This window comes from Ruegeria sp. BHSA163 (assembly GCF_059613365.1).
Window position 1 is genome coordinate 50556 of the sequence record NZ_JBXWSJ010000012.1, and the last position, 20086, is coordinate 70641.

17 protein-coding genes and 1 riboswitch are annotated in these 20086 nt (G+C 51.8%); of the genes, 7 read left to right on the top strand and 10 right to left on the bottom strand.

Translation table 11 applies throughout. The features are described from left to right. Positions 1 to 12 precede the first annotated feature (12 nt). From AC2FNV_RS07885 to AC2FNV_RS07895, 3 genes are all read right to left on the bottom strand, one after another. A complete protein-coding gene (locus tag AC2FNV_RS07885) occupies positions 13 to 1320 on the bottom strand; it encodes an HlyD family type I secretion periplasmic adaptor subunit (RefSeq protein ID WP_496772902.1) in 1308 nt (435 codons plus the stop codon). Then, positions 1320 to 3041, bottom strand: a complete 1722-nt coding sequence (locus tag AC2FNV_RS07890; protein WP_170605451.1) for a type I secretion system permease/ATPase — start codon at positions 3039 to 3041, stop codon at positions 1320 to 1322. Before AC2FNV_RS07890 ends, AC2FNV_RS07885 begins: the two co-directional genes overlap by 1 nt. Positions 3042 to 3431: 390 nt before the next feature. After that, the gene (locus tag AC2FNV_RS07895; RefSeq protein ID WP_170480131.1) at positions 3432 to 5288 is read right to left on the bottom strand and encodes an SLC13 family permease; all 1857 of its coding nucleotides are present in this window, start codon (positions 5286 to 5288) and stop codon (positions 3432 to 3434) included. A gap of 239 nt (positions 5289 to 5527) precedes the next feature. Further along, a riboswitch (cobalamin riboswitch) is annotated at positions 5528 to 5737 on the top strand. Between the two features lie 347 nt (positions 5738 to 6084). Here AC2FNV_RS07895 and AC2FNV_RS07900 point away from each other — a divergent pair. From AC2FNV_RS07900 to AC2FNV_RS07910, 3 genes are read left to right on the top strand one after another with little or no spacing between them, the layout of a single operon-like run. After that, a complete protein-coding gene (locus AC2FNV_RS07900) occupies positions 6085 to 6843 on the top strand; it encodes a metal ABC transporter ATP-binding protein (RefSeq protein ID WP_170605449.1) in 759 nt (252 codons plus the stop codon). Next, the gene (locus tag AC2FNV_RS07905) at positions 6836 to 7738 is read left to right on the top strand and encodes a metal ABC transporter permease (RefSeq protein WP_217371820.1); all 903 of its coding nucleotides are present in this window, start codon (positions 6836 to 6838) and stop codon (positions 7736 to 7738) included. Before AC2FNV_RS07900 ends, AC2FNV_RS07905 begins: the two co-directional genes overlap by 8 nt. After that, on the top strand, positions 7735 to 8634 hold the full coding sequence (locus AC2FNV_RS07910) for a metal ABC transporter solute-binding protein, Zn/Mn family (RefSeq protein WP_170605447.1): 900 nt from the start codon (positions 7735 to 7737) through the stop codon (positions 8632 to 8634). Before AC2FNV_RS07905 ends, AC2FNV_RS07910 begins: the two co-directional genes overlap by 4 nt. Before the next feature lie 121 nt (positions 8635 to 8755). On the opposite strand, the gene AC2FNV_RS07915 is transcribed toward AC2FNV_RS07910, so the two are convergent. From AC2FNV_RS07915 to AC2FNV_RS07925, 3 genes are all read right to left on the bottom strand, one after another. Beyond that, a complete protein-coding gene (locus AC2FNV_RS07915) occupies positions 8756 to 9001 on the bottom strand; it encodes a hypothetical protein (RefSeq protein WP_170605445.1) in 246 nt (81 codons plus the stop codon). A gap of 54 nt (positions 9002 to 9055) precedes the next feature. Next, positions 9056 to 10210, bottom strand: coding sequence for an aromatic ring-hydroxylating oxygenase subunit alpha (locus AC2FNV_RS07920; RefSeq protein ID WP_170605443.1), 1155 nt, complete (start codon positions 10208 to 10210; stop codon positions 9056 to 9058). Between the two features lie 94 nt (positions 10211 to 10304). After that, entirely contained in the window at positions 10305 to 11210 is a 906-nt protein-coding gene (locus tag AC2FNV_RS07925; protein WP_170605441.1) for a LysR substrate-binding domain-containing protein, read from the bottom strand. Between the two features lie 216 nt (positions 11211 to 11426). Here AC2FNV_RS07925 and AC2FNV_RS07930 point away from each other — a divergent pair, with 216 nt between their 5' ends. Beyond that, positions 11427 to 11561 carry a hypothetical protein gene (locus AC2FNV_RS07930; protein WP_302477830.1) on the top strand — a complete coding sequence of 45 codons (135 nt, stop codon included), beginning with the start codon at positions 11427 to 11429 and terminating at the stop codon, positions 11559 to 11561. 74 nt (positions 11562 to 11635) lie between these two features. Here the strand turns inward: AC2FNV_RS07930 and AC2FNV_RS07935 are convergent, their stop codons facing one another. Genes AC2FNV_RS07935 through AC2FNV_RS07945 form a run of 3 tightly spaced genes read right to left on the bottom strand, consistent with a single transcriptional unit; the run spans position 11636 to position 15618 of the window. Next, the gene (locus AC2FNV_RS07935) at positions 11636 to 12415 is read right to left on the bottom strand and encodes a carnitinyl-CoA dehydratase (protein ID WP_170479801.1); all 780 of its coding nucleotides are present in this window, start codon (positions 12413 to 12415) and stop codon (positions 11636 to 11638) included. Between the two features lie 3 nt (positions 12416 to 12418). Continuing rightward, positions 12419 to 14434 carry an acetate--CoA ligase family protein gene (locus AC2FNV_RS07940; RefSeq protein WP_170605439.1) on the bottom strand — a complete coding sequence of 672 codons (2016 nt, stop codon included), beginning with the start codon at positions 14432 to 14434 and terminating at the stop codon, positions 12419 to 12421. A 23-nt stretch (positions 14435 to 14457) separates the two neighbouring features. Further along, entirely contained in the window at positions 14458 to 15618 is a 1161-nt protein-coding gene (locus AC2FNV_RS07945) for an acyl-CoA dehydrogenase family protein (protein WP_170605738.1), read from the bottom strand. Positions 15619 to 15672: 54 nt separating this feature from the next. Here AC2FNV_RS07945 and AC2FNV_RS07950 point away from each other — a divergent pair, with 54 nt between their 5' ends. Further along, a complete protein-coding gene (locus tag AC2FNV_RS07950; protein ID WP_496772907.1) occupies positions 15673 to 16641 on the top strand; it encodes a GlxA family transcriptional regulator in 969 nt (322 codons plus the stop codon). Here the strand turns inward: AC2FNV_RS07950 and AC2FNV_RS07955 are convergent. Continuing rightward, on the bottom strand, positions 16638 to 17567 hold the full coding sequence (locus tag AC2FNV_RS07955) for a GlxA family transcriptional regulator (RefSeq protein ID WP_170479795.1): 930 nt from the start codon (positions 17565 to 17567) through the stop codon (positions 16638 to 16640). The two genes, AC2FNV_RS07950 and AC2FNV_RS07955, sit on opposite strands and share 4 nt — an antisense overlap. A gap of 144 nt (positions 17568 to 17711) precedes the next feature. Here AC2FNV_RS07955 and bcoG point away from each other — a divergent pair, with 144 nt between their 5' ends. Together bcoG and AC2FNV_RS07965 are read left to right on the top strand one after the other, a co-directional pair. Next, positions 17712 to 18629: a 3-dehydrocarnitine:acetyl-CoA trimethylamine transferase BcoG gene (bcoG, locus tag AC2FNV_RS07960; protein WP_170605734.1), complete on the top strand. Its 918-nt coding sequence runs from the start codon at positions 17712 to 17714 to the stop codon at positions 18627 to 18629. Then, positions 18626 to 20059: a carnitine 3-dehydrogenase gene (locus AC2FNV_RS07965; RefSeq protein ID WP_170605437.1), complete on the top strand. Its 1434-nt coding sequence runs from the start codon at positions 18626 to 18628 to the stop codon at positions 20057 to 20059. Before bcoG ends, AC2FNV_RS07965 begins: the two co-directional genes overlap by 4 nt. Positions 20060 to 20086 lie beyond the last annotated feature (27 nt).

Here is a 20086-nt window from a genome sequence, read left to right on the forward strand (position 1 = left end):
GCGTGTCCCAATTTACTCGCGAAACGCCCGGTAAAAGTAATCTGCCAACGGTTTGACCAAATAGGAAAGCGGTGTGCGCTCATCCGTTTTTATCATGGCTTCGACTGGCATGCCCGGCAACAATTCTTGCCCAGCCAATAGCTCTAACTGGCCGTCGTCTGGAACGACTTCGGCCCTGTAAAAAGTAAAACCAGTACTTTCATCGGTATAGGTGTCCGCCGAAACATTGATAACCTGTCCATTCAGTTCAGGCGTTTCCCGCTGGTTGAAGGCTGGAAACCGCAATGCGACTTCCTGCCCGCGATGCAATTGGTCCACATGCAAGGCATCCACGCGTGCGGCTACCAACAGGGGGGTATCTTGTGGGACCACATACATCATCGGTTCCCCCGGCTGGATAACAGACTGAAGTGCAAAAACTTGGCTGTCATAAACTGTTCCCGCGACAGGTGAACGGATATCTAGCCGGGACATGCGCTCACTCAGGGACAAACGTCGTTCGGCTAATTCAACAACCCGAGCTTGCACATCCCGCAATTGAGTAATTGCCTCTTCGCGTCGTGTGGCCTTCAGTTCTACAATCCGGATTTCGGTGCTTGAAATTTCTCCCTGAAGTCGCGCGACTGCGGATTCCAGCCGTCCGATTTCACCCAGAAGACTGGCTTCCTCCCTTTGCAGCGCTGACACCCGGCTGGCCTGGGTCAATCCGCGCTTCAAAAGCCCTTCTTGGTCCTCCAACTCATTCTTGATCAGATTCACCTGTGTGCGTAATGAGACCAACTGTGATTGAATGCCCTCAATCTCATTTTGGATCTGAATTTTTTGCTTACCAAGTTGTTCTGTTTGTTGCGCTAATGTGTTCAAGCGCGCGGCGAAAAGGCGTTCCTGCCCTGCCAAAAGTTCAGGCGAGATGCCTTCCCGGGCCTGCAGTTCCTTCATCCTCTCGGTCAGCCCGGCGGCATCGGAACCATCGCGTTCAGCTTCCAAACGGACCATCCTGGCCAGCAACTCGAACAATTGAGACTCTACGATTGTCATTTCAGACGCCAGAAACGTGCCGTCCAGACGCAGTAGCATATCGCCGCGAGCAACCGAATCTCCGTCGCGTACAAAAATCTCGCCAACTACCCCGCCGTCGGGATGTTCGACCACTTGCCTGTTGCTTTGTACTTCGACCACGCCTTGAGAAATGATTGCGCCCGCCAATTCTGTTCGAACGCTCCAAAGTCCCAGGCCCAAGACCAAAATAACCAGAGCCGCCAATCCGACGGTCGCGGGAATAGTAATGCTCCACGCTGGTTTTTTTACTGCTTGGGACATTATTCGCCCACCTTATTCAGGTGCCGTTTGATGACGTTGGCGTTCTGCACCATTGTGTTCAATACCTCGTCTCGGCTGCCCGCTTTGACGACCTGCCCTTTTTCCACCACGACAAGCTCATCGCATTCCGAAATGGCCTGCGGGCGGTGAGTCATGATAATCACTGATTTTCCGGCAGCTTTGAACTCACGCACTGCGTTATTCAGCGCCATTGTCCCGTCAGCATCCAACGCCGAGTTCGGCTCATCCAGAATTAGCAGAACAGGGTTTCCATAAAGCGCACGCGCAAGCGCGATCCTTTGTTTTTGGCCGCCCGACAATTGGCTGTCATTGCCTTCCAAAAATGTATCATAACCTTTTTCCAAGCCAAGGATCAGCTCGTGTGCGTTAGCCGTTTTGGCCGCGGCAACCACTGCATCGGGGTCCGGGTTTTCGGACATGCGAGCAATGTTTTCAGCAACGGTCCCATTAAACAAAGTGACCTGCTGCGGTAGGTAACCAATATGCTGTCCAAGCGCGTCAGGATCATATTGATCTAACGTCGCACCGCCCAGACGAATTTCACCAGCTGCTGGGGGCCATAGACCAAGCAGCGCCTTGGCGAGTGTTGTTTTGCCTGATCCGCTTTTGCCGATTACACCAAGGGCGGTCCCAGGCTCCAATCTAAGTGCTGCATTGCGTAGCGTTGGCGTGGAAATTCCTGGAGGGATCACTGTCAGGGATTTGGCTTCCATGAAAGCTTTTGGAACCGGTAATCTTGTGCGTTTTTGCTCCGGTGGGGTGGCGTCGAGAAACTTGTTCAGGTTTGTCCACGCCGTCCGGGCCCTTTCAATCATAGACCACTGACCAACTGCCATTTCGATTGGGGCAAGTGCTCGGCCCAATAGGATCGTACCTGCGATCATCGCGCCCGCTGTCATTTCATTTCTCAGCACGAGAAGGGCACCCAGAGCCAACATTGCCGATTGTAAGAAAAGTCGAAGCGATTTGGTGAGCGACGAAAAGCTGCCGGTCCAATCACTTGCCGAAATCGTTTGCGACAATGCTTCTGTTCGTTGTTTCAACCAACGGTTCGACACATCCGCTTGCATTCCTTGCGATCGAACTACTTCGGCTGCTTGTCGGGCATGTTCGGAAAATGAGTTCGCGCGGGCCGATGCGGCCTGAGCTTCCGCAACTTTGCGATGGGTCAGCATCTGGTTAAGTAAGGCGATGACGACCAACAGTGTGCCGCCCCCAACCGCTAGCCATCCAAGCAAAGGATGAAACAGAAAAATTGCCGCAATAAAGATCGGCGTCCAAGGTATGTCCATCACGGCAAGCAAAACGGGCGAAGCGCACAAAGCGCGGATTGATTCCAAGTCACGCAACGCAGTGGCAGGAGCCGACCGGGCTTGCGGGTATAATGCACGCCGCATGGTCGCCTCGAAAACCCTTTCATCCAAAGAAGATTGAAAGCGGGCGCCGAAACGTGCCACGATACGTCCCCGGGCAAAGTCCAGCATCGCCATCAACCCGTAAAGCAGAGCGACCAACAGGAACAAAGCCGCCAAGGTTTCAACCGAGCGGGATCCCAGAACGCGATCATAGACCTGCAGCATGAACAACGGACCCGTCAGCATCAAAAGGTTCACAAAAACGCTGAACAAAAAGGCCAGGGAAAGGAAAGCCATCCCCTGATTGCGCGCCTTGCGCAGCTCGTTCAGAGAAGGAGCAGACATTCGGTTCTTCGATTTCACGAGCTGACGCCCTCAGTTGTACATCGGTAAATGCGTTAAAAGCCAAACGGGTAACGAAAACCGGACGGCTGCCCGCTGTTTGCCCGCTATATATCCACACGTTGATTTTTGAACAACGGGCGTTTCAATCTTAACGTTGAGTTTAGGCGGAATTTGCGTGCTGCCACAAGCAAGATCATGCCGAACTGTCTGCATGCCCTTAACCTGATTGAAGCCACTTCGCTTATTTCAACAGTCGAATGCGACACCTAATTTGCGTTACCGATGAGGAAATAGACAAGACAATCCCGATGCCGCATCTCGGCTATAGCCCAAGGCGTTCGCGATTGGTTTGAATTAACTTTGAAAGTTCTGTCTTTCTCGCTGACAGCCTTAGAACAGCAGATTGAGCATCAAAAGCGATACCACAAGAAACAAAATCGTCATTACTCCGCCTGACCGAACGAAGTCCATGACCTTATAACCTGCCGGTCCCATAATCAGAGCATTAACCTGGTGGGTCGGGATAATGAAGCTGTTTGAAGTTGAAATCGCTACGGTCAATGCAAAGAGCGCTGGATTAGCACCTGCAGCCATGGCGATTGAGACCGCCAAGGGAACGAGCAATACTGTTGCTCCTACATTTGACATCACAAGTGAAAATGCAGTGGCCAATATAGCGACACCTGCCTGAAGCGACCATATCGGCCACCCATCCAACAAGATCATGATCTGCTGAGCTATCCAAGCGGCAGTCCCTGTATTTTGAACCGCCTGCCCAAGTGGTATCAGGCAGGCGAGCAGGAAAACCGTGTTCCAACCAACTGCGCGATAGGCTTCGTCAACACTCAAGACCTTTGTCAGCATCATTCCGGCCGCGCCCGTCAAAAGGCACAGCGATAGACGAACGTCGGTAAACAATATCAACGAAAGTGAAATGACAAAGAAAGCAAGAGCCCAACCAACCTTCTGCGGTCGCAACTCGTCCTGCGGAAAGTCGGATGTCACGACAACAAAATCCGGATCCCGAGTTATTCGCATCAGGTTGTCCCATCGGGTATGGGCAACCAACATGTCGCCGGCATGAAATTTCTCAAGGCCGATTTGAGTGGATTCGTGCGTATCGGTTTCTACGTGGCTAAGCGTCTCCTCCCCCCGATGTATCGCAAGTAGCGACATGCCATAAGTCTTCCTGAACAACAGTTCGCGAGGACACTTCCCGATCAGTTTGCTGTCAGGCGTTATCACCACTTCGGCAATACCTGCATTTGTGGGTGCAAATTCTTCGACAAATACATCCAGCTCTGGAAGGACTTTCAACCCGAATTTACGGGCGAATTCTTCAACTACCCATCGGCGGCCAATAATCGCTAACCTGCAAGGCGCGGCTATCTCAGCAGTCAGAACTTGCACCATAGATGTTTTACCACGGTAAAAAGTCGAAATGATGTAAAGATGGTTTTCGTGGTTTATGTCAGCAAGGATTTGGCCAACCAAAGGACTGTTTGCTGGAACGATGACTTCGAAAACGTCTGCTTTCAGACCATACACACGTTGTAAGTATTCCTGTGTGCCTTGTCCTGTTCCAGTATTATCCGAGCCGGTATCGTCAGGTAAAACCCAGCGGCCCAACAGCATAAAATAAAAAATTCCCGTCAGGATCAGTACGGCACCGACCGGCGTCACTGAAAACAAGCCAAACGGTTGCATTTTCTGATCGTCCGGCAATCCTTCGTTTGCGGTAAGGATCAAGTCGTTTAACAGGATAAGCGGCGAAGAACCCACCATTGTCATGGTGCCACCCAATATTGCGCAGAATCCCATGGGCATTAGCAAGCGGGACAAAGCGATGCCGGACCTGGACGAGATGCGGCTGACCACCGGCAGGAACAACGCCGCGGCACCAACGTTCTGCATAAATGACGAAATGACCCCTACAGTGCCGGACACGATCGGCAGAACCCGGCTTTCAGACGTGCCGCCGTATTTCAATATGACAGACGCGACCCGGTTCATAATACCTGTCTTGTCTAATCCAGCGCCCACAATCATGACTGCGATAATTGAGATCACGGCGTTTGATGCAAACCCATCAAAAAGGTGCGGAACGTTTGCAAGATTCTCCAACCCGGGCGCATAGCTAAGGAGGCCGATCAGAACGAGGACCAATATAGCGGAGAGGTCAATTCGTACTACTTCCGAAACAAACAGGAAAACGGTGAAGGCCAGCAGAGCACATACCACCCCCATTTCAAAAGAAAACGTCAATTGTTCCACTAAAACCACCCGGATAACGAATTTGGAGGGTTAGAAGAAAGTTAAGGCACTAGCTGTCATTTTGTCATTACCTTTCACAAAAAAGCAAAAATCTGGAAAAAGTTTCAGATCGCCCACAGTATAAAAATGACAGATTTACGGGGTAAACCGATCGAAATCTTTAACGTGGCCATTCGAAGAAACTTTAGGCCTTGGCGAATCAAACCAATTCGTGTTCTGTCGCCCGGATGGTTCCCGACCGCATTTGTCGGTTTGGGATAAAAGGGAACACGGTGCGGGCCCGCTTTAGTGTCCAAATCCGAGACTGCCCCCGCAACTGTAGGCGGTGAGCAACCCGAGATCGTCCACTGGGCTTGGCCTGGGAAGGATCGGGAAAGCGATGACCCGTAAGTCAGGAGACCTGCCATCATAAGTGGAATCAACCTGGGCGGGGTGACCCAGAGGGGGGCTAAGATGTTCACAGCGGTTAATGCCGTCCAAAGAGCTGAATTTGTTTCACCTGTCCAATCGACAGCTGAAAAGCGTGCTTGCATTTCAAACCCACTTTTTAGAACACGCGAGACCGAGCGGTTACTTTCTATGTCCTCTGCGAAAGGCGCATTTCGGTCTACCTTTTCAGAATGGTTCAATGACTAATGCGGCGCGTGAAAGAACTTAAATCTGACGGGGCCAAGAGCCGCTGCCTCACCGAATTCAGCGTTGTGAACTTGATCATAGGCGCGTTGTTATTTTCGGCCATGCTTTGGTCCGCGATTTTCGCGGTGCTTTGATGTCTACAGTCCTGCAACTCCGAAATCTTTCGCTCGGCTACCGCGATCTGACTCTGTTTCGCCGTCTATCAATGGATATCGAATGTGGCACGACGCTGGCTGTTCTGGGTTCCAACGGATCGGGTAAAAGTACCTTTGTCAAAATGCTACTTGGTTTGATGGAACCACTGTCTGGAAACCTTAAGTGGCCCATGGGTAAACCGCGTGAAATCGGTTATTTGGCGCAGATGACGGAATTCGACCGGCGGTTTCCCTTGCGTGTTCGCGATCTTGCGGCAATGGGATCTTGGCGCGGATTTGGCCTTCGCTCAGGGTTGAACAACGCGTCCCGGGTTCGGGTGGAAACTGCGCTGGACGAGGTCGGTGTACTCGACATCGCGGATCGACCTCTGCACATGCTATCCGGAGGCCAGCTTCAGCGAACCCTGTTCGCGCGTGTGATCATGCAGGACGCGCCGCTGATACTGTTGGACGAACCATTTGCAGCGGTCGACCAAAGCACCGAGGCTCATTTGCTTTGGATAATCCGTCGATGGCAAGAAGAAGGGCGCGCTGTGGTATTGGTCGTTCACGATCTCTCATCTGTGCTGGACCATTGTAGCCACGCGCTGCTGCTGGGTAGGCAAGAGGCAACACACGGCACAGTAAACGATGTACTTACGCCTGACCGTTTAGTCGCTCAGGGCTATCTCTCGGAAAGTCAGGCATCTTGGATGTTCCGTAGTGCGCCTTCGATAGTGGAGCCCGCGAATGCTTGATCTTTTGACTGAGATGTGGAGCTTCACCTTTATGCGTCGTGCATTTGTTGCGACAACGGTTCTATCCGCATCGGTTGCCCCGGTTGGTGCATTTCTTGTACTGCGGCGCCTGTCGCTTGCTGGCGAAGCGATGGCTCATGCAATCACTCCGGGAATTGTAATTGGTTTCGTGACAACTGGCCTTTCAGTTATGTCACTGCTGATCGGCGGTCTAATCGCAGGTGTTGGCGTTGCTATTTTGACAGCTTTTTTGGCACGCAGAACGATACTACGCAGCGACGCTAGTCTTGCCTCACTTTACCTTATCGCACTGGCGGTCGGAATTTTCATATTGTCCGCGGCCGGTTCTGCTGTTCCTTTAAAAAGTTTTCTCTTTGGTTCAATTCTGGGTATCGACGATGCATCTTTGATACTCGTCGGCGGAGTGGCGACCGTGACTTTGATTTCCTTCGCCATTCTTTTGCGCCCGCTTATCGTAAGCACATGTGATCCTGTTTTCTTTGAGGCGCGGACACGGCGACCTTGGTTGACCGAGCAGGGGTTCATGTTGCTTTTGGTCCTGAACCTGCTGGCAGCATTCAAAACTCTGGGTACATTAATGGCCGTTGGCCTGATGATTCTGCCTGCTACAGCAGCCCGTTATTGGGCCAACACAATCACAGGGCAACTGGTTCTGGGATTTGTTTTCGCCCTGTCCAGTTGCTGGATCGGGCTGACATTGTCCTATTTGTTTCCGGAAACCCCGTCAGGCCCGGCAATAGTCCTGGTTTCAGGCTGTTTTTTCTTGGTGTCAGCCGTATTTGGTCCACTCGGTTTTGGGAGACGAATGCGCAAATCGGCAGTTTCCAAAGAAGTTCCTCTGGCGCAAATTCAACAAGAAGAGAGAGCAAGATGACTCTTACTAAGTCCCTTTATGCCGGCGTAGTCTCGGCTTGCTTCGCATTGGTCGCATGGCCGGTGCCCGCTGATGAAGACGACATTAAGATAGTTGCCAGTTTCTCTATACTTGGTGACATGGTCGAACAGGTGGTGGGCGATCTAGCCACTGTCACAACAATCGTAGGTCCCGACGCCGACGCACATGTTTATCAGCCTTCAGTTGCTGACGCTCGCGCCGTGGCCGAGGCAGACATCATCTTTGTCAACGGCTTGGGATTTGAGACATGGTCTGACACACTGATCTCAGAATCTGGTACCGAAGCGGCCGTTCACGTCGCCACAGATGGTATAACTCCGATTAAAGTTGACGGTGAAACCGACCCTCACGCGTGGAACTCGCTTTCCAACGGTGTAATCTACGTGACCAACGTTGCGGCAGCTGTGCAAAAGGCATTGCCAGAGCACGCCGATGAGATTGGCGCCAATGCTGACGCTTACATCGCTAAGCTAACGGCGTTGGATACCGAAACGAAATCGAAATTGGCCAACCTTCCTGAAAATCGTCGAACGGTTGTGACGGCGCACGACGCGTTCGGCTATCTTGCAGATGCATACGGTCTGACTTTCCTCGCACCTGTGGGCATCGATACCGAAGCGGAACCATCGGCCAAAGAACTTGCCACACTGATCGATCAGTTGAAGGCAGAAGGCGCTGCTGCGTTGTTTGTAGAAAACATCACCAGCCCTGTATTGGTGCGGCAGATTTCAGAGGAAACTGGAATTGCGATTGGCGGACGACTGTTTTCCGATGCGCTTTCTGAACGTGGTGGCCCGGCCACAAGTTATCTTGCAATGTTTCAACATAACTTGGGAATACTTCTGGATTCATTGGCGCGCGAACCTGCCACCTAGGGGAATTCTTAGACCTTGATGGTGCCACACGCGCTGTGACAGGAATCTGTTGGTCAATCATCAATAAGTTATTCGCTTTGGTCCCAGAGCCAAGGCGATGTTTTGGTTGGGAAATTTTCTGTCACGTTGATGAAGTGAAACGGTGAACGCGACCTCGGTCTGCTAGTTTTTGGTTCAATTCAAAGGCTTCCTCAGCGCCAGATTCCAACGCGAATACAAAGGCTTGTGTTAGAAAAAAACAAGCTGCTCCTATATCCTGCTTTGCCTCACACTCCTCGGCCGCCAATGAGTAAAGACGTATCAATTCCGTGGTGTCGCGTCTTGCATGTGCTTCCAGTAAAGCGCGATCCAATAGATCAATTTCCATAATTTTACCCGTAGCGAGCGGTTTGCTATCAAGACGTGTCTTCTGCAAATCAAGTTAGGAGGACCTACCTTTTTCAACTTGGGACGCAACCCAGTGATGAAAGTTATGTGTTGGTCCGTCCATGACTGGTGAAAAACGGCCACCGTCAAACAGTGTCCCATGGCGACCTTTCTGCATACCTTCCACCACGAATATGTCTTCTTCGAACACTGTTTTCCACAGCTGAGCATTCAACGAACGCAGCTCATCAAACTCAGGCGTCTCCTGTTCGCCAGCTGCGTAGTAAAGCTCAATATGCTCTACGGTGTGTTCCTGATCGACGGGCTCCAGAACAATAGCAAAGCTGTGGTCACGTTGAACACCTAACAGGACGTTGGGGTAAACCGCGATATACTCCGCTCCTTGATCCCATTTTTCACCAAGTCCCTGAAAATCAGGCATCTTGGAACCGACATCATCAGTTAACTGACGATAGACAATTGTCCCTTGACCGGAGTAAAGATCGCGTTCCTCGATATTGTAATGATCCTCCAACCGGGAATAACTATTGAGGCCAGGATGAACCCATGGCAGGTGGTAGCTTTCACAGAAATTCTCCACTGCGAGCTTCCAGTTCGTTTTGACTTCCAATTTGAAGGAGGAGAGCGCACCGCCATGGAAAATCGGTTGCTCAAATTCCGCCCACCGGGCCATCAGGTGGCCGTGTGCCTGTTCAAACTCTGGCGCCTGCCCGTCGATGTTTACAAAGATTACGTCCCGCCAAACATATGATCGAACACGGATAAGGCCTAAATCACTTGGGTCCACATCATCGTGTTTGTTCTGGCCCGGACCGCCGACGTGGGGTGTAGCGCGCAGTTTGCCTTTCAGGTCGTAACACCAACTATGATAAGGGCAGCGAATTGCGCCGCTGATTTTCTTAGGTTCGTCAACCAGTATCATACCGCGATGCCGGCAGGTGTTCTGGAAAACCCCAATTTCTCCATCACGGTCACGCACAACCAAAAGAGGCATACCAAGGAAGTCTATCGGTCTGGCATCCCCCACTTCCGGAACGTCTTTGCCAAATCCGATTCCTGACCAATTAGCAAACAAAACAGAACGTTTCTCTTCAGCGAAAACAACTGGATCGATATAATGCTCGTTCGGCAATCCATTGGCGGTATTCACATCGGACAATACCGAAGAAAGTACGCTGTGCTTGTTCATCGACCTCTCCTGCGGAAAAATTGCGCTGCACCATATTGACCGATCACCAGATGTTTTCTCAATATTAGAAAATCTCATCGAGAGTTGATCTGACCTAAATCTTGTCCTTTCTGAATTCTTCGATGATCCAAGATTTCAACTTGCGGGCATTTCCCGATAAATCTTCATCGGGTCGTCCCACCAGATAAAACTGTTCCGGCGCATCAAGTTCATTTGTCCCAATTGGCACAAGTTTACCGGATTCGAGCATCGGGGCGATCAAACGCTTCCAACCCAGCGCCAATCCAACGCCCTTACGCGCCAATTGCAGCGCGACAGAGTAGCTGTTGACGCTTGTTTCTACAGGTATTTGCTCAGATGAGCCGAGTTGTCGGAACCAATCCATCCAAGTCGTCCAAGTCCGATCTTCGGAATCCAGATGTATAAGGCGCTGGCGGGCCAAAGTTTCAAGGTTTGCGCCCTTCAGGTTATCTGCCAGCTCAGGGCTGCCGACCGGTACCAGCGTGTCTCGGTAGAGCGCTGTGTGAGACAGTTGAGGGTCAAAATCGCGTCCGTAACGAATAAAAAAATCGATATCTGGCCGATCCTTGAACGGTCGGTCCTGAGTAATTTGGTTAATGTTCAGATCAGGAGTATCCCGCCAGAACCTTATGATGGAAGATGATAACCACAGTGCCGCCACTGCCGTGGTGGACCCGACTGTTACCTTTTCGCTGGAACGGCGATTGCGGATTGCTTCAAGAGTTTTAGAGATACGGCCAAAAGAGGTTGATACAGCTTCATACAAAGCCTTGCCGTCTTCAGTCAGATCAACGCCACGATGCCGCCGCTCGAACAGGTTGGTCTTCAACTCTCCTTCTAACGCCTTGATCTGGTGACTGACTGCCCCCGGCGTCACCAGAAGTTCAACTGCTGCGTTTTTGAAACTCAAGTGCCGGGCGGCGGCTTCAAAAACAGACAAGGTGGAAAGCGGGGGGAAATTATAGTGGCGGCGCGACATGGCTCAGGTGTGGCAACTGATTGGAGTGGTGTTGAACTAGTTCTCCTGAGTTTAATTTTTTTAACGCTAAAATCCAGATACGATTGTTATTTCACCCAACTTTACCGCGCTTAAGTGAAGATGTTTCAATGCGTATAGTCGCAAATGCGTTGAAAAACGCGTTTCTGGCCGGATTGAAATCTGTTCGATCCGTTTGCCTGTTTACTTGGACTGATCATGACCATGGGCTTTTCAATTACCTCGGCTGTTGCAGGGGCCGTTTTAACGATCTCAAAAAAGGGTCCGGCGATCGCGCTCGCCAACGCGCAGTACAGGGGCGGTCATGGTTACGTCGCTGCACAGGATGCCTAGCACGAACGGCCATTAAAATAGGCGCTGCCGATTTGGGTGCCGCCAACAACGTCGTCAAAAGTCTACTGGTGGGTCTATTTTCCTTTCCAAACCGGTTCACGTTTTTCAGCAAAGGCTCTGGCACCCTCTAATTGGTCTTCGCTGGCATATAAAACATCGACGCTTGTCAGTTTCCGTTTGGTGATACGGTTCATCATGTCCTGAAACTTGGCATCTTCGGATTCTCTCACAATTTCTTTGATCGCCGCAAACACAAGCGGTGGCCCTGAAGCAATCAGCCGCGCCAATTCCCAGGCTCGGTCCATAAGTTGATCTGCAGGCAGGATTTCGTTGACCAACCCCCAACGGTGAGCTTCTTCTGCGTCAAACCAACGGCCGGTAAGCAACAGTTCCATCGCAATATGGTAGGGGATGCGCTTTGGCAGTTTGACGCTGGCTGCGTCCGCAACAGTTCCGGAACGGATTTCCGGCAGGGCAAAGGTTGCGTGTTCAGCAGCAAGGATCATGTCTGTTGACAGGGCTAACTCCAGTCCACCTCCGCATGCGATGCCGTTAACCGCAGCGATAACCGGTTTGTTCAAATCACGCAGTTCTTGCAGGCCGCCAAAACCCCCGACACCGTAATCGCCGTCCACTGCATCCCCTTCGGCCGCTGCTTTCAGATCCCAGCCAGGGCAAAAAAACTTTTCGCCGGTCGCGGTTAGGATTGCCACGCGAAGTTCGGGATCATCTCTGAATTTGGCAAAAATCTGACCCATAATCCGACTGGTGGCTAGGTCGATAGCGTTGGCCTTGGGACGGTCCAGAGTAACTTCGAGGATAGCTCCGTCACGTCTGGTTTTGATCGGGTTCATTTGTCAGGCCTTTCGAATAAGGGCATCTGCTGCTACGGCCTTTTCAGGCGTACAGAGAAGCGGGTTAATTTCAACCTCGCCGAGCGTTTCGGCGTTTTTTATGACATAGGATTGAACTGCCTCGACAGCTTCAAGAATCCCTTGTAATTGAGCCGCTGGCTGGCCGCGATATCCATTAAGCAAAGGCGCAATCCTCAAGTGTCCAAGTGCTGAACGAACTTCCTCGGAAGAACTGGGAACCAAAAGCGAAACTGAATCTCGTAGCAGTTCGGTAAGTGTCCCTCCTGCACCAAGGGTCAGGACAAAGCCATGAGCTGAATCTCGGATAACGCCAATCAAGAGCTCAGCAACAGCTCCATCGATCATCTCCTCAATCAATATCTCAGACGTACCTATCTCGAGCGCGATCTTTGGCACGTCCTCCGGCTGAACGTTCAACTTTACGGCAGAGTGTTCGGATTTATGCGCAAGGCCAACACCTTTTACTGCAAGCGGTGCATCCAGTTCTTGAATGGCAAGCGAAATACCGTCTTCGTCAGTCACAGTTCGACTTTGCGGAACCCGCAAGCCAATGGCGGCCAGTGTTTGTTTGGATTCCGCTTCAGTCAAGGTTCTGGTCGCGGCAGTTAAACCGGGCAAGCAAACGGGAACCGTCGATGGGGGTCTGATTTGCCCAGCGGCACGGGTTGCCGCCAGAGTTTCGCGCAGCCCCATAATGGGCACTACGCCTCCAACCAAAAGCTCCTCGGCAATATCTTCCGGTAGCAGCTCTGGCAGAGTCGCGGCCACAACAAATCTGGCGCCAGTTTGCGCGCGCGTGTTCAGTGCTGCTTTGATTGTACAAACCCAATCGGTTGGATCGGTCGTAGGGTAATCAACAATGGCAATGGTCAGATCAATGTCTTCACCTGTCATGCCAGACCACGCTTTGGTCATGGCTTCTTCGTCACGCCAGATATAAGTGTGATAATCCAAAGGGTTGTTCAAGGCTACCATTGGCCCCAAAGCTTGGCGTAGTCGAGTTGATTTGTCGTCTGAGAGCGGGGGAAAAGTCAGCCCAGTGCCAATGGCCATGTCCGCGACCAGACTGGCTTCGCCGCCCGAACAACTAATCGCTGCAATGTTCAACCCCGGCAAGGGGCCATAGACATGCAGCAGTTTCAGAGTTTCCAGAAAATCGGGCAGCGCGCTAAGCCGGGGTATCCCCAACCGATTGAGCAGGGCCTGGGCACCTGCATCGCTGCCAGCCAGTGACGCAGTGTGGGACACCGTCGCAGATTGTGCATGTTCTGACGCGCCAACTTTGAGTGCTATCAAGGGAATGCCCCTTTGATAAGCCTTTGAAGCAAGTGCCTCCCACTCGCGGATGTCTTTGAAGCCTTCGATATGCAGGCCTATTGCTGTAACCCGTGAATCGTCAAGCAATGCGGTCGCGATTTGCGCCTGCGAGGTCTGCGCCATATTTCCGCAAGTTACCATATAGGCGATGGGCAAAGCCCGTTTGTGCATGGTCAAATTGATCGCAATGTTCGAACTTTGGGTCAGTATCGCCACGCCTTTGTCCACAGGGCTGGCCCCGTGCTGATCGGGCCAAAGCAAGGCTCCATCCAGCGCATTTATGAACCCATAACAGTTGGGTCCCAGGATCGGCATTTCACCTGCAGCCTGAATCAACTGCTCCTGCAAAGAGCGCCCTGTCTCATCCTCTGCCGACGCCTCAGAAAACCCCGAGGCAAAGCAAACAGCGCCTCCCGCATCCATAGTGGCCAAGGTTTTAATAAGATCGACGGTCAAATGGCGGTTAACGCCGATAAAGGCAGCGTCAGGTGCAGCGGGCAATTCATCCAAAGACGAAAAGGCAGCATGGCCAGCAATCTGTTCAGCATTGGGATGCACGGGCCAGATACTTCCCTGATAACCCATGCGTTTCGACTGCATGACAACTTGCTCGCACCACGACCCGCCGCCAACAACAGCGATCGACTCAGGCTGCAGCAATCGGGAAAGGTCTGGCGTCATAATTCTTACCGCAAAATTCCAGCTTACGCGCCAAGGGGACGCAAAAGGTCACGACTAATGATGTGGCGTTGAATTTCACTGGTGCCGTCCCAGATGCGTTCCACCCGAGCGTCGCGCCAGAACCGTTCAATTGGAAAATCATCCATCAAACCCATACCGCCAAATATCTGCAGCGTAGTATCAGTGACCCGCGCCAGCATCTCTGAGGCATAAAGTTTAGCCGAAGCGATCTCACGGTTGGATGGCAAGTTTTCATCCAAGCGCCACGCGGCAGACAGTGTTAACCAGTCGGCGGCGTCGATCTCGGTAATCATGTCGGCGATCTGAAAACTCACGCCCTGAAACTTGCCGATGGATTGACCAAACTGTTTACGCTCGGCCGAATAGTTCAGCGCGTAATCAAAGCAGCGCCGGGCGCGTCCGACTGAAAAGGCGGCAACTGTCAATCGCGTGGCGTACAACCACTCATTCATGACTGCGAACCCTCCATCAACTTCACCTAGCACCTGCGCATCAGGCAGGCGACAATTGTCGAAATAGAGAATGTAGTTCTTGTAACCCTTGTGGCTGACCGATTTGTATCCTTCGCGAACTTCAAACCCCGGCATTCCGCGGTCCACCAGAAAAGTTGTAATCCGCTTTTTTGGACCTTTGGGAGTTTCGTCTACACCCGTGGCGATGAACACTATGAAAAAATCGGCGTGTTCCGCGCCCGAAATAAAGTGTTTTGAGCCATTTACGACCCAATCCCCGCCATCGCGCATGGCCTGGCATTTCATACCTCGCACATCTGAACCGGCATCAGGTTCTGTCATAGCCAGGGCATCCATCTTTTCTCCACGGACGGCAGGCAGCAAGTACCGCTCGCGCTGACTATCCTTACAGGCCATCAAAATGTTTTGAGGTCGACCAAAGAAATGCGTCAATGCCATTGAGCCGCGGCCCAGTTCGCGCTCGACCAATGTGAAGTCAAGATGAGACAATCCGGCGCCGCCAACTTCTTCGGGAAAGTTGCAGGCGTAAAAGCCCAAATCAATGCACTTCTGCTTTATCGCTTGCCCCAATTCTTGCGGTACTTGCCCGTTGCGTTCTACCAAATTTTCATGTGGGTAAATTTCGTTTTCCACAAAACTACGAACGGTGGAGACGATCATTTCCTGCTCGTCGGTCAAACCAAAATTCATTGCGCGGATTCCTTTGACACGGAGTTGACGAATGAAACCTCGGAGCCTATTCCAGTGCAATGCATAGTTAGTATTTTTCATGCAGAGTTGGCAAAAATTTTGGGGCAGATCTTTAACTTTCTTTTATTTGATGGCTTTTCGAACCACTGTCTGGCCAACATGGTGGAGCCCTTGCGCGCGGCAAATACTTTGTCTCGACAAAGGCTTTATACGTGGAACTTTTTCTCTCCGGATGGCCATCCAGTCAAAAGTTCCAGCGGCTTACAGGTATCGCCAAATGGTGCGTTGCAAGACGAATCCGGTGACGTTTTGGTGGTGATGCCGTCCTATGGATTTGTTTCCCTTAGCACAGAAAAAACCGCTAAAATGCTTCGCGCGTCTTCGAGACGGCACGGAAAAATTGCAGGGTTAGACACCGGAAGCTGGTTATTGGCGCGCGCCGGATTATTGGACAATTGCCGCGCGACTATTCATTGGGATGAGTTGTCGCGTTTTGAAGAAGAATTTCCAAACGTGGAAACGGTTCAGGAAAGGTTCGTCATAGACGGAAATCTACTGACTTGTATGGGGGCCATGGCCGCCTTTGATTTAGCTTCCGCACTAATCCGCGAGGATCACGGAGCCTTGCTTTCAATGGAGGTTGCCAATCTTTTGATGAACCAGGATGCAGCATCTCAATATTCCGGTCCACTGCAGTCGAGGGATACGATCGTGAACCGGATTCTGACATTGATGCAAAACAACATCGAGTCACCTATGTCTATCCATAGCATTGCGAAAACAATTGGATGTTCTCAAAAGAAGGTTGAAACCCGGGTTCGTGCTTCGCTTGAGACAACGCCACAGGCGCTTTATCGTCGGCTTAGGTTGAATCTGGCACGAAAACTAGCGAGTGAAACTGACCAATCTATAGCGGAAATAGCCAGCCGCTGCGGGTATGACGACGCAAGCGCAATGACGCGTGCGTTCAGGGCTGAATTTGGACAGACGCCGTCAGCAATTCGAAACGCGTCGCGATCCTAAACCCGTAACGCACCAATTGGTTTGCCAAACTCGCGCAAAAAAGACCGACCCAAAGATGATGCCCCTGAGAAGCCGCAGCGCATCGCTATCTGTTCCACGCTTAACCGCGTTTCCTGTACCAAATAACGTGCATGCTGAAGCCTATAGAGCCTATAGTATTTTCCGGGCGTCATCCCTAACTCAACAGAGAAAACGCGGTTCAGGCTACGTTCTGAAATTGCCACCTGACGCGCCAATTCAAATGTGGTTAGTGGTTGTTCGACGTTTTCAGCGATTACATTCAGTGCTTCCAACAGCTTGGGTGAGCCGCGGTCGCTCAATGGCTTTGCAACGTTCGTCGCAGTTTGTCGCCTGGCCGGGTCAAACAAAAACATGCTGTACGCGTCAAACGCGGCGGCGGGTCCGAACAATTCTTTGATCAGCTCAAGCATAAGATCCAACGCGGCACTTGCACCTCCACAAGTCAAAATATTGCCGGACTTAACAAAACGCGCATTTGAGACACTCACGTTGGGAAACGCCTCCTGAAATGCATCCAGTTCCTGCCAGTGAATCGTGGCATTGTGTCCGTCCAGGACGCCGGCCTCAGCCAATAACCACGCAGCAGTGTCCAAGGCTATCACGCGCTTTGCTTTGCGGGCTGCCTTTCTCAGTTTCGCGACCATTTGCCTGGTGATGTGCTCGCGAACATGATACCCGGCGGCAATCACAAGAGTACCGCTGGTCACTTCTGGGTCGAAAGGTCTATCAGGCGACACCCGTAATCTGGATGAGCTTTGTATTGTTTCGCCACCCAGGGTCGTAACTTCCCAATCCAAGTCTGCTGTGGTTGATCGTAGCCGAACGTCACGCAGCGGCTCTAGCGCGCTTGCTAGCACCATGTTGGAGAAACCCTCTAAAAGCAGAAATTCAAACTGTTCCGACATTGATGGCAAGAAATGTGAATATTTTGACGATAAAAGTATCGAGACTTTGCTAGGAAAAAAAGTAGCGTATTTCAACTTGTCTTCAGCAGCTCGCGGAATAATTCCGCGTATTTTGCCAAAACTCTTATGCCAAGGAGCAACCAGATGCCTCTGGAAATGAACCGCGATGTTTTTATCACTTGTGCAGTCACGGGTTCAGGCAGCACGCAGGATAGGTCTCCTCATGTTCCGCGTAGCCCTGAGCAGATTGCTAACTCGGCCATAGAAGCTGCAAGGGCAGGCGCTGCGATCGTGCATTGCCACGTTCGTGATCCGGAAACCGGCACGCCCAGCCGGGACCCTGCTATGTTCCGTGAGGTGACGGAACGTATCCGGGACGCCGATGTTGACGTGGTTTTGAACCTGACGGCCGGAATGGGCGGGGACATCGTTTTTGGGCCGACCGAGTCTCCATTGCCAGTGAACGAGTCCGGTACAGATATGGCTGGCGCCACCGAGCGCATGGCGCATATCGCTGAATGTCTACCGGAAATTTGCACTTTGGATTGCGGTACGATGAACTTTGCCGAAGCTGATTACGTTATGACCAACACACCCGGCATGTTGCGAGCGATGGGCCAGATGATGACTGACTTGGGGGTCAAACCTGAGATCGAAGCCTTTGACACTGGCCACCTTTGGTTTGCCAAACAGCTTGTGAAGGAAGGCGTTCTAGATAGTCCGGCCCTCGTACAGCTGTGCATGGGCGTTCCCTGGGGCGCGCCGAATGACCTCAACACATTTATGGCGATGGTCAATAACGTACCGGACGACTGGGTTTGGTCCGCATTCTCCTTGGGGCGTGATCAGATGCCTTATGCGGCGCAGGCAGTGCTTGCAGGCGGCAACGTGCGCGTTGGATTGGAGGATAACTTGTTTCTAGAAAAGGGAGTTTTGGCGACCAACGGGCAGCTTGTCGAACGGGCGAAGGGAATTATCGAGAGCATGGGAGCCCGAATTGTCGGGCCGCAGGACGTGCGGGAAAAACTTGGCCTGACAAAGCGCGCACCGGTGACACGATGAGCGGCTTGGCGAAAAAGGCAGCAATTGTCGGCGGTGGCGTTATCGGTGGTGGTTGGGTCGCCCGATTTTTGCTTAACGGTTGGGATGTTTCGGTTTTTGACCCTGATCCACAGGCTGAACGCAAGATCGGTGAAGTTCTGGCCAACGCTCGCAGAGCGTTGCCGTCGCTTTATGACAAAGCATTGCCTCCCGAAGGGAAGCTGACCTTTTGTGACACCCTGGCCGATGCACTGGCAGGGAGCACTTGGGTTCAGGAAAGCGTACCCGAAAGGCTAGACCTTAAGCATAAAATTCACGCCCAAATTCATGAGCTTGCGCCTGCTGAAGCAGTGATTGGATCATCAACTTCGGGTTTCAAACCGTCCGAACTGAACGAACACGGATCCCGTGTAGTAGTCACGCACCCATTTAACCCGGTCTATCTGTTGCCACTGGTTGAATTGGTAGGGGACGGCGACATCTGCGCACGAGCAGCGAGTGTTTTGCGGTCATTGGGCATGTATCCATTGATTGTTCGCAAGGAAATCGACGCCCATATTGCTGATCGACTGCTCGAAGCAGTTTGGCGGGAAGGGCTTTGGTTGATCAAAGACGGGATTTGTACCACCGAAGAATTGGACGAAGCAATCCGTATGGGTTTTGGCCTACGATGGGCACAAATGGGCTTATTCGAAACATATCGCGTTGCCGGTGGCGAAGCGGGTATGAAACACTTCCTGGCTCAATTCGGCCCGGCGCTTGAATGGCCATGGACCAAGCTGATGGATGTGCCAGAATTGTCGGATGACCTTGTAGATCTGATTGCCGAACAATCGGACGCGCAATCCGGCCACATGTCTATCCGCGAACTGGAACGGCTGCGCGATGACAACCTTATCGGAATGATGCGCGCGTTGAAAAAATCTGGCAGCGGAGCAGGTGGTGTGCTGAACGCACATGAGGCAACTTTACCTGACCCAGACGCCACCGATCTACCAGTTACCGTTGATCGTGTAATCCCGCACAGTTGGACTGATTACAACGGCCACATGAATGAGGCTTATTACGTCGAAGCATCAGGATTGGCCACAGATAGGTTCATGGAAATGATAGGTGCAGATGCTGATTACGTGGCTGGCGGCAACAGCTATTTCACGGTTGAAAATCATGTCTGTTACCTGTCTGAATTGCTCGCTGGCGACCGATTGACGGTGACGACGCAGGTGCTAAATGGCGACGGCAAGAAATTGCATCTGTTTCATAAGTTGTATGGGCCACGCGGCGAAGTCGCGGCAACAGTCGAGACTCTGTTGCTGCATATCGACTTGAATTCCCGCAAGACTTCGCTTCCGCTGGAACAGGTCGCGCACAAGTTGACCTCCTATGCAAAACAGCATGCCGATTTGCCTGAACCTGAAGGTGTCGGGCGTTCGATCGGTAAAAGGGATTAACAATCAAAATCCTCGGGGATTGCCATT

Coding starts and splice junctions, on each gene's coding strand:
- AC2FNV_RS07915 (WP_170605445.1), bottom strand. CDS start 9,001: ATGGAAATTGATCTATTGGATCGCGCTTTACTGGAAGCACATGCAAGA.
- AC2FNV_RS07910 (WP_170605447.1), top strand. CDS start 7,735: ATGACTCTTACTAAGTCCCTTTATGCCGGCGTAGTCTCGGCTTGCTTC.
- AC2FNV_RS07955 (WP_170479795.1), bottom strand. CDS start 17,567: ATGTCGGAACAGTTTGAATTTCTGCTTTTAGAGGGTTTCTCCAACATG.
- AC2FNV_RS07965 (WP_170605437.1), top strand. CDS start 18,626: ATGAGCGGCTTGGCGAAAAAGGCAGCAATTGTCGGCGGTGGCGTTATC.
- bcoG (WP_170605734.1), top strand. CDS start 17,712: ATGCCTCTGGAAATGAACCGCGATGTTTTTATCACTTGTGCAGTCACG.
- AC2FNV_RS07925 (WP_170605441.1), bottom strand. CDS start 11,210: ATGTCGCGCCGCCACTATAATTTCCCCCCGCTTTCCACCTTGTCTGTT.
- AC2FNV_RS07945 (WP_170605738.1), bottom strand. CDS start 15,618: ATGAATTTTGGTTTGACCGACGAGCAGGAAATGATCGTCTCCACCGTT.
- AC2FNV_RS07935 (WP_170479801.1), bottom strand. CDS start 12,415: ATGAACCCGATCAAAACCAGACGTGACGGAGCTATCCTCGAAGTTACT.
- AC2FNV_RS07905 (WP_217371820.1), top strand. CDS start 6,836: ATGCTTGATCTTTTGACTGAGATGTGGAGCTTCACCTTTATGCGTCGT.
- AC2FNV_RS07940 (WP_170605439.1), bottom strand. CDS start 14,434: ATGACGCCAGACCTTTCCCGATTGCTGCAGCCTGAGTCGATCGCTGTT.
- AC2FNV_RS07895 (WP_170480131.1), bottom strand. CDS start 5,288: ATGGGGGTGGTATGTGCTCTGCTGGCCTTCACCGTTTTCCTGTTTGTT.
- AC2FNV_RS07890 (WP_170605451.1), bottom strand. CDS start 3,041: ATGTCTGCTCCTTCTCTGAACGAGCTGCGCAAGGCGCGCAATCAGGGG.
- AC2FNV_RS07930 (WP_302477830.1), top strand. CDS start 11,427: ATGACCATGGGCTTTTCAATTACCTCGGCTGTTGCAGGGGCCGTTTTA.
- AC2FNV_RS07900 (WP_170605449.1), top strand. CDS start 6,085: ATGTCTACAGTCCTGCAACTCCGAAATCTTTCGCTCGGCTACCGCGAT.
- AC2FNV_RS07885 (WP_496772902.1), bottom strand. CDS start 1,320: ATGTCCCAAGCAGTAAAAAAACCAGCGTGGAGCATTACTATTCCCGCG.
- AC2FNV_RS07920 (WP_170605443.1), bottom strand. CDS start 10,210: ATGAACAAGCACAGCGTACTTTCTTCGGTATTGTCCGATGTGAATACC.